Source organism: Pseudomonas sp. EA_65y_Pfl2_P74 (genome assembly GCF_963970575.1).
Taxonomy (GTDB): domain Bacteria; phylum Pseudomonadota; class Gammaproteobacteria; order Pseudomonadales; family Pseudomonadaceae; genus Aquipseudomonas; species Aquipseudomonas baetica_A.
In genome coordinates this window covers 24,523-33,184 of sequence record NZ_CAXAOQ010000043.1, presented here as the reverse complement: position 1 = coordinate 33,184, position 8,662 = coordinate 24,523, and the positions used below count along the sequence as shown (strand labels likewise).

7 protein-coding genes are annotated in these 8,662 nt (G+C 49.7%); 1 reads left to right on the top strand and 6 read right to left on the bottom strand.

The genetic code is table 11. From position 1 onward, the window contains the following. From tnpA to AACY18_RS26290, 4 genes are all read right to left on the bottom strand, one after another. Positions 1-258, bottom strand: a 258-nt coding sequence (gene tnpA, locus AACY18_RS26305; protein WP_339466618.1) for an IS66-like element accessory protein TnpA, incomplete at its 3' end; no start/stop codon positions are given. 287 nt (positions 259-545) lie between these two features. Further along, a complete protein-coding gene (locus tag AACY18_RS26300; protein ID WP_339466617.1) occupies positions 546-1,871 on the bottom strand; it encodes a hypothetical protein in 1,326 nt (441 codons plus the stop codon). Positions 1,872-1,876: 5 nt separating this feature from the next. Next, positions 1,877-2,947 carry an aminotransferase class I/II-fold pyridoxal phosphate-dependent enzyme gene (locus tag AACY18_RS26295; RefSeq protein ID WP_339466616.1) on the bottom strand — a complete coding sequence of 357 codons (1,071 nt, stop codon included), beginning with the start codon at positions 2,945-2,947 and terminating at the stop codon, positions 1,877-1,879. 20 nt (positions 2,948-2,967) lie between these two features. Further along, complete coding sequence (locus AACY18_RS26290; RefSeq protein WP_339466614.1) at positions 2,968-4,272, bottom strand: B12-binding domain-containing radical SAM protein; 1,305 nt, start codon at positions 4,270-4,272, stop codon at positions 2,968-2,970. Between the two features lie 939 nt (positions 4,273-5,211). Between AACY18_RS26290 and AACY18_RS28215 the strand changes: the two genes are divergently transcribed. Continuing rightward, positions 5,212-5,769, top strand: a complete 558-nt coding sequence (locus AACY18_RS28215; protein ID WP_445261968.1) for a 2OG-Fe(II) oxygenase — start codon at positions 5,212-5,214, stop codon at positions 5,767-5,769. A gap of 10 nt (positions 5,770-5,779) precedes the next feature. On the opposite strand, the gene AACY18_RS26285 is transcribed toward AACY18_RS28215, so the two are convergent. Both AACY18_RS26285 and AACY18_RS26280 read right to left on the bottom strand, forming a co-directional pair. Continuing rightward, positions 5,780-6,466, bottom strand: a complete 687-nt coding sequence (locus tag AACY18_RS26285; protein WP_339466613.1) for a DUF6445 family protein — start codon at positions 6,464-6,466, stop codon at positions 5,780-5,782. Then, a complete protein-coding gene (locus tag AACY18_RS26280) occupies positions 6,463-8,655 on the bottom strand; it encodes a hypothetical protein (protein WP_339466612.1) in 2,193 nt (730 codons plus the stop codon). The genes AACY18_RS26285 and AACY18_RS26280 overlap by 4 nt, the downstream gene beginning before the upstream one ends. Positions 8,656-8,662: the final 7 nt, after the last annotated feature.

Genomic DNA, 8,662 nt, shown 5'->3' with positions numbered 1-8,662 from the left:
CACGGCGATGGCTTGTTCGCCAACGGGTATCTCGATGATCGCCAATGCCTCTGACGGCCGCTTAGGAGGAGCCTTCAACGGGACAAACGCAGGCAACGCGGGCACTGAGCTGTGCCGGTAAAGCGGCCGCCATTTACGAATGACGTTGGCGTTGATGCCGTGAGCGATGGCGACGCTTGAAACGGTGGCGCCGGGCTGAAGGCATTCCTGAACGACCTGGGCTTTGAACGGTTTGGGATAAGAGCTTCGTTGGCGCATGAAAATCCTGGCGATTAAGGGCGATCGCGTCCGCTTAAAAATACGCGGACACCATCGCCCTTAATGCTGGAGTTTTGAAGGTGACTTGGCCAGACGCTTACATTAAAGGAGCTAATTATAATGGAGTTAATTAAAGGCTAAGCCTTCGATCAACTTATCTCGTTTATCGTAGTAGGCGGTATCGTTTGAAAAAGTCGCCCCGATTTCAATATCTCCAGCGGAGAGAGGGCAGCATAAGGCGATGACTAGGTATTGGAGCCGCTCACGAGTGAGTGAAAATCTACTTGCTAGATATGAAATGATCTGACACCAAGAGTGGAAAGTGTAGATAGTAGTGATGCATAGCCGCGCTGTAGGTGATTCAATCCAGCGATCTTCACTGGGGTTTTTGTCATGCAAGCCGCGATTACTAGTGCAGCTGCGGCACGTAAATCTGTAGCCTCCAATGTGCCGTCAAACGGAAGCAATCTTGAAGGGCAGACCAGGATTTCGCCATCACCAATCTCGATTTGTGCACCAAGCTTCCTCAGCTCCTTAGCGTAGGTGAATCTGTTCGTCCAGACGCGCTCTCGGATGAAAGCAGGGCGATCACCACACAGCAACATCAGCGCGAAGAACGGTTGGTGATCACTGTAAATACCGACGCTTGTGACTTCAATATCCACAGAGCGTAGCTTCTTGGGAGGGGAAACCAGCAGGGAATCCTCGGTCCATGCGAGTGCGATCCCCATTCGCTCAAGAAGCTCAATTTCTGTAGCCAGACCATGCCGAGCATGTTCGGCTGTCACGCCCTCAATTCGCAATGGCACGTGCATAACTACGGCGAGCGTGACAAATGTAATGATTTCGCTAAGGTCGGAGATTAGTGTGAAGGTTGTGTTGCTGCAGTCCCCGGTCCTCCGTCTTGAGCTCAAGTGAAAGCCATTTGCCTCGTCGATAACGGAAGCTCCTTGCGCGCGAATAAACGCTAACATCTGTGTCACATCCGGTTTGGTGTAAGGGTGCAGCACGGTAGAGTGTCCAGCTTCGCATACGCCCAGCGAGCCTAGTATTGCGGTTTTTGTTGCGCCCGACACCAGCGGTCCGGTTAACAGATCGCGACTATTGGAAAAATGCATGATGTTGAAGCTAGCGTGCTCCCATCGCTTCGCATAACCGCATAGCCATCCGCGTCGTTCTTCGAACTGCGCTCCGAATGCCTGCAGTATTCGGATCATGTGCTCCACGGGTCTAGCACCGCTCGTACCAGAGCCGATACGACAACCACCGGACTCCCGAAACCGAACCTCCTTACAGGCAGCCATCAATGCTGGAATAAGGTATATGGAGCCGTGAATTTCCCTGCTAAGAACTGGGGAAACCTCTGTGCGACTGATGGTTTCGCACTCAATCTGCAAGGCATTGCCACGCGAGCAAACTGTCCCGCCAAGCTGGTGAACCAATGAACACATAATTTCAGTTTCTAGGATGTCTGGTACATTGCTCAGCAAGACGGTACCTCGGGTCGCGATACATGCTGACATCACAGATACAAAGGCATGTTTAAAACCACCAACACGGACAACACCGGATTGTAAAAGCGCACCGTCGATTTGAATTACACTGGATGTCATAGCTATCAGTTCTCTCGAGGTATGCAGGCGATCAGTCGATCCATTATCGCTGGCTCTGCGATTGTGGCCCTTGCGCAGGTTGTAAAATCACTTTCGGAGGAGAACAAGCGTATCCTTATCCCCTGTTTATCCAATCGAAGGCCGAGTTTGTTAATCGTCGATCCACAGTGAGTATCAAAAAAAATAAAATTCGCATGCGATCTTGGGACATCCCAGTACGGATACAATGACCGAAGAGTATTTTCTGCTCGTTCCCTCCAAAGTATTATGTCGCTGACTATGCGATAAAATTCGGCTTTCTCCTGTAGGATGAAATTCAGGTAGGAAATTGCGAAGCTGGAAATGCCATTGGAGACTCGAGTTTTCGCAATCTGTCGGGCTATTTCCGGAGCGGCTTCAATGTATGCAAGCCTGATTCCGGCGGCACCATGCGACTTTGAAAAAGTCTTTAGTCGTACGCAGTGTTCAGGTCTTTCAAATAGCATAGGAGAGGGGGCCGAAAAACTCGCATAGGCCTCATCCAATATAAGTATGGAATGACACCTCTCACATACGATAAGTATTTCGGATATTGCGGCATGAGTCCAAAGTCGACCGGTAACACCATCCGGATTGGCAATGGAAACTAGACAGGGGGCGTTGGTTACGATTGCATTTGTCATTTTTGCGATAAATTCGTCTTCTGAAGTGCGAAGTAAATTGATGCCAAAAAAACGAAGTCCAAATGCGGCGGCATATTCCTGATATGCTCGGTAGCATGGTGTTGCTGCTAACAGGCAGTTGCTTGCGCCAATGGCCTCGATTATGGCTCGAATGCCTAAGTCAGCCCCTGGGGTCAGAACTACTGAGTTTTGGTGAGCGCCAATAGCTGTTTCCAGCATGTTGGCCCCCGCCTCGAGTGCTGGATAGTGCGAGAAATCAGTGGTGAGAGCGTATTGTTCCAGAAACCGTCGAAACAACTGCGGAAACGACGGATGCTGTAGTTCGTTGCTAGATAAATTGAGATATGAGGTCTGGATTTTCCCGAACGGTGGCTGCGAGGCAATTCGTCTTGAGAAGTGATTTCGGTTTTCCACCTTTTGACCTCCCGTGCGTACTATGTGGATGACTTCCGGATTGGGATCCGATGCATCACCTGCGTGGCACGGTCAAGAGAGTTTGCATAAAGCAAAGAGTAACCTTGTGTGCGTTCTGGCATATCAACTCCGGAATGGCACATAAGCTGCCGATTGAACATGGCGTATTCTTGTAATGTCATATTTTGAGACATTCTGTCGTATGGGGTGTAGACAGTGGGCCGCACGCGGTGGCCCTCGGATAGTAGGTGTGCAATCCCAGCGGCGGCTTCCACAATAGATTCGCCCGGCATTCCAATCATGACAAAACAGTTCAGCTCAATGCCAGCGGTTTTGCACCAGTCGGCAACTTCAGTTAGCCGCGCATTTCCGCGACGTTTCGCAGCGGGCAGTGTATCGACAGCGGCCGGAGTGGTTGTCTCGACACCGACGCTGACCCTGAAACATCCCGCCGCCGCCATACAGGTGATAAGCTCTTCATCGAGATGGCTGACGGTTGTCACACACTTCCATTTTATGTCGGCCTGTTTCGAAAGAGCTGAGCAATAATCCAACACCCATTGGCGCTTCAACGTAAAAGTTGGCGCATATATGCTCACATAATCAAATGGTCGAGTGGCATAGCACGCATTGATATATTCAAGAACCCTCGCAACGGGAAGCCTGCGCTCTCGTAGCCCTTGTTGAGCGGGAACGTCACAGAACGCACATCCTATTGGACAGCCGCGAGCGACGGGCACCACTAACTCGCTGCGTAAGGGGATGCCGCAGAACTTGTTCAGGTCGTCAAGATACAACCGTTCATATGCACTGTAGGGGATGTCCTTGATGTCTGGCAACGACCATTCTTGTGGCTCCAGCCACCGGCCAATATCTTGGGCACTATATCCTGTCAGCGTTTTGAGGAGAGTACCTGGTGCCGGACCACCGGTCTGGAGATGCTCGATGTATGCGCTTACAGCGGACTCGTAGTCACCAGAGTACGCAATGCTATCAAAGCCAAATCGTTCGAAGAAGCGGGGGACTTGGTGGCTGCCGCGTCCAAAAGTGATAGTTTTCGAGTTTGGCGAGAGTTCCTTTACATAGTTGAGGAACCGTTCTAAGCCGTCTACGCCATCATAGTCGTTCATGATGGCTATGGCATCGTATCCTTTTACAAGCAAACCACAGACATCTCTCCAAGTTCCGTTGAGCGCACCAAAGTCGTGCGCATCCACTTCGTTTCCACGTTGACGCAGATAGGCAGCGACCAAGAACACTGGAAGATGATGACCCGCATTAAAATAGCTTGGCACACTAGGAGGGTTGATACATAGGATCTTCATAAAAGTTACATGTCCTTTATAATTCCCTTACATTCTGACCAACTAGAGATCTGCAGCATTGAAGTTCGGTGACCGGTTTCCAGCGACAGACTCTCTGCCATGTCCACAATCGTCGGCAAATGCCTGCTACGAAATGAGATGATAGTCCGCAGGACTTTCCAATCTGGGTGCCATCCAGAAACTAGACGGTTTTTTTGGGTGTGCCTAATCTCCTTGGGAAGGGTGGCACGCAGCCCGCAGAGACGCAGAATGCCCCTCCAAATGAATCCTCGTAAGGCGACTGAAACAGGTACATTAATCAAAATAATGGCATCGGCATGCCGTAGACGCAGCGCCAGAGAGGGCATGTGTAACCCGTCGATAATCCATTGATCAGATTCACAAATGAATTGTTTTTGTCCACGCAAAAATTTGCCCTGTTGCACTCTCTTCCACCCTGCCTCCCAATAGATGTCATCTAGGTGGAGGAGGGGTAGGCCAGTCTTCGCCGCTAGCAGTTTCGCAAAGGTGGTCTTCCCGGATCCGGGCGCACCGAGGACCAATATCCTTCGCGCCTTAAGCAGAGTAGAACGGAACTCCGTTATCGGCAGCTTAATTAATGCGCTAAAAATATCCCCTCCTGATGACACGAGTTCTCATCTATAGCTGGAATGGACTTACTTTTTTCTGCTAGGTCGATGGATTTTTTTGCTTACTCTTATAAAGTCATAGCATAGATCCTGAAAAGGTCGACAAAAATCAGTAACGTTCCAGTACACGATCCGGTGCGCGCACCGATTTGTATTCTAAAATTGCCCTTAACGACGGGTTTTGTGCGGTTTTAGGACTTGTTGCGCGTCCTTACGGGGGGGGCTTGCCCCTTTTTAATGGAGGGAAACCGTGATACTCGACTATGATCAAATCAGAAAGGGGGCCCTACATGAGGATCCTTACAATTGGATGGAGCTCAGTGGTGTAATACACCAGCCTTGGCAACGCAGGCTCCGGACCAAGATTTCCTCCTTGACCTTCCAGGAAACCACTGTTCAAAGCGCTAGCAAGACCTACAGGATGAATGTTTGTCCACTACTTTCATCGGACGGGGCAGCTGCGCGTCTAGATGCAGGCTCGGTCTGGGAGCTCTTTTGTGCGGAGTTGATGGGAGTCAGATATCGGACAGCTGTGGGAGAGCTTACTGGGCTAGATCTGCGTGATTGTCGTCTCGAAATTAATGCTTGGATATACGATGCTGGATGTTTTCTCGCACCACATACTGACAAGGAAGACAAAATACTTTCACATCTCTTCTACCTTGTACCTCGATGGGAAACATCTTGGGGCGGCAGACTGCTGATACTTCGTAGCCATACTCTCGAAGACTGTGCTTACGCTTTAACGCCCACCCCGGATAAGTCAGTCATACTCCTGCGCTCTGCGTTGTCATGGCATGCAGTGGAACAGGTAAACCCGATCGCTAGATTCCCTCGGTTGTCCGTGCAGGTCATATTCCTCAGATAGAGACGTGCTACTACACTTGTGGCGCATTCAGCGAACGCGATTGCGACCCTTGAATGGCGCGTGCAAACAGGTTGAGTTGACGGTGGAAGTAAAAATTGAAATTCTGCGTCAGTTTTGTATTTAGTCTCGTATTGCCTCGTCCCGGGCTTGCCACGTGGAAGTAGTTGGTATCAAAAATTATTAGGCGATTGTAGCGATACTCAATGCTGCCAATTTTTTCCCATTTGGTAAGGTCGGCGCAGTCACTTTCAAGGAGCAATGAAAGGTCCGAGCGGCTAATGCCAAGCTTGGTCGCTATGGAATCTATAGTGTCAATACTGCTGGCACCGGTAAGTCGGTGACAATAAAAGGAAGTAGATCCGATGTTGTCTGGGTTCAGGCAAATCACACCGGCGAATCCCATTTGGTCAACATGTACTTGTCGGTTTTTCGTCTGTTCTTGTGCAGCAGTGAGGGTGCGAAACCTCCCCTGTTGACTTGCGGTGAAAACAATCGGCTCTCCCAGAAGTGAGGCGATTCTGTCCATTGTGGCTTGAACATTAATTTGGTTAGATCTGAACTCCTCGCCTTTGAATTCTCCAGCAACTGATTTATATTTCTCCGCTAGGGCAAGTGCTCGGATTTTGTCGACGTCGCGATAAAAGTCATCGAAGTAGAGGGCTTGCGGTAGAGGGGGGGGGGGGCTTCTAAAGTTCATGATGGTAGACAGGCAATTCGTTTTCTAACGCAGGAAAAACGTAGTGATCTCACGTGAACCGCACGAAAAGTATGCAGGTCAAGCGACATGTTTGGTCCCGTCTTCAGATGCAGTTCGAAAACGTTCTGTTTTACCTCCGATAAAATTCTATCTAAGTCGACTCCGCGTCCTTTATCACGGAATATTAATGCAACATGTCCCGGTACGGATCCTTTCGCATTCGCTAGCATTATGTCTTCAGCAAGGGAAACGAGTACAGTCACTGGCTTGTCCCGATTGCAAGTGGTGGTAGTACTCATATGTAGAGAAGATGTAGAGCCAAGCCAAACATCTGTCGGGCCACAAATACTGCATCGAAGGGAATGACGCTTATTTTCTGAGTGCAATGTGGTTGATTCTGAAAGCAGGGTAAGGGTGCTACCGCAACGCTCGCAGCGATGGTCGGAATCTGAAAACTCCAGTTCTGAACCGCCAAACGCCAATGCCTCGATGTCGCCGTTTAGAAAGTGATCATGGACAAAGCGCGCAAAACCAATATCCCAATTGCGGACAAATTCGTTGGCAACCTGCCACGTTACTTCTGCGTATTCATCATAAAATCCAATACGCCTCACTTGGTGCAATGCACGTAGCGCCAGTCGTAGTGCTTCTTCCAGATGCTCCCTAATTGCGCTCAGATGTCTTAGTCGCGTTCGAATAATATCAGCATTTTTTCCCGACTCGGATATCAGATACTGAAAATTAAACTCGTAGTCTCGAATCCGGACAAGCGATCCAATCCAAAAATTAAGTAATTCAAGTCTTGCGCTTGCAAGTTCGGTTAAGTCTGAGACATGCACGAATGAAGGCGGCACGCTATCTGGCGCAAGTACTGTAATTTTACTTTGCCCGACAAGAAGACGAACGTGTGGGGAGGTGCTTGTTTCGCTATTACCTGCGGACGGCAATTGCAGGCTTCCGCAGAAAATTTGACCTACGCCTCGTGCGTGGTTTCTGTGGAGGTTTTGGGGGATATTTTCAATGTCGATCCATTTCACGGGAGCGTATTGCGTTGATCGTGGAACTTGTTTATTGGTGTATGCAGGGTCGCCAATTAAAAGCCAAGGCTTATCTCCGTCAACACGGCTCTGACGATCATTCTCAAGATGGACGAGAAACGCAATGCTTCCCGTTTGCGCGAGCGTATGCGCGGCTGCATCTAACATTTCCTGCGTTGCGTGCCCAGGCCTGTCGTTACACATGAGCACCGCTGCAAAACCATCAGTAGCGGATAGTGCGAAGCTCACGTCAGAAGGAAATAGATCGCCGTTGATGTTAAAACCGTTGCAAGAATAGAGGCAGATTTGTTTCGCCTTAAGATCGCGAACCAACTTGAGCCTGGTATCAGAGGAGTGGACACGCTTACATACGCTTTGTTCATTATTTTCGAAACATCCAGGTATTGATTTTCCACTTAAACTCTTTTCATTTTTCCCGATACGTCCGCACAGTACGGCGTATCGCAAGTTCGCATGTCCCCCCTCCCCGTGGGCGTGAATAAACATCACGTCCCAACTTGCATCCAAGACGCTCCAAACGTCTTGAGCGCGATAGTCGAATACTGATGATTTCATTTCATCCCATCGCCCTGTTGTGATACGTCCACCAATTTCATCCAGAACAGCATATCGCTGTGCCTCATGCTTAGAGATGAGTGCATTGCGTAATGCGATCTGTTTCGCAAACATGAAACTAACGCCCGCCAGGTCCGATGCTGTGATAATCCCGATGGGTACGGTTGCAGCGGCAAGAATCTCCGAAATCTTATGCGCAGGAAAAGCTATGCTACGTCCAACCATAGTAAGTGATCCCGAAGCACTCTTAATGGCCAGTTGGTAATGGTCCTTGCCTCCCTCGTTTGCCGATATAAATGGCCTAGCCATAACCCCAGCGTACCATTCGGCAATCGCGTCACATTCCGGCTCCATGGAGACAACAACATGATGCCGCCCCGACGGAATAATGGTGGGGGGCGCGCCGATTTGCTCCGTCCTTATGGACCAGGGTGACTCCTCGATCCCATATTGCTTAAGGATATGGCACCATCGGCTTCTGCGCATGTCATCGTGCGGATCTAAAATGGGGACGATCTGGGTTCCTGGATAGATCCGGTCCCCAAAGGTTTCATACCAGACGTAGCGCCATTGCATACTTGGA

Bases quoted from the DNA above. Each gene is read 5' to 3' on its own strand.
- AACY18_RS26285 (WP_339466613.1), bottom strand. From the start codon at position 6,466: ATGAACTTTAGAAGCCCCCCCCCCCCTCTACCGCAAGCCCTCTACTTC.
- AACY18_RS26300 (WP_339466617.1), bottom strand. From the start codon at position 1,871: ATGACATCCAGTGTAATTCAAATCGACGGTGCGCTTTTACAATCCGGT.
- AACY18_RS26280 (WP_339466612.1), bottom strand. From the start codon at position 8,655: ATGCAATGGCGCTACGTCTGGTATGAAACCTTTGGGGACCGGATCTAT.
- AACY18_RS26290 (WP_339466614.1), bottom strand. From the start codon at position 4,272: ATGAAGATCCTATGTATCAACCCTCCTAGTGTGCCAAGCTATTTTAAT.
- AACY18_RS28215 (WP_445261968.1), top strand. From the start codon at position 5,212: ATGGAGCTCAGTGGTGTAATACACCAGCCTTGGCAACGCAGGCTCCGG.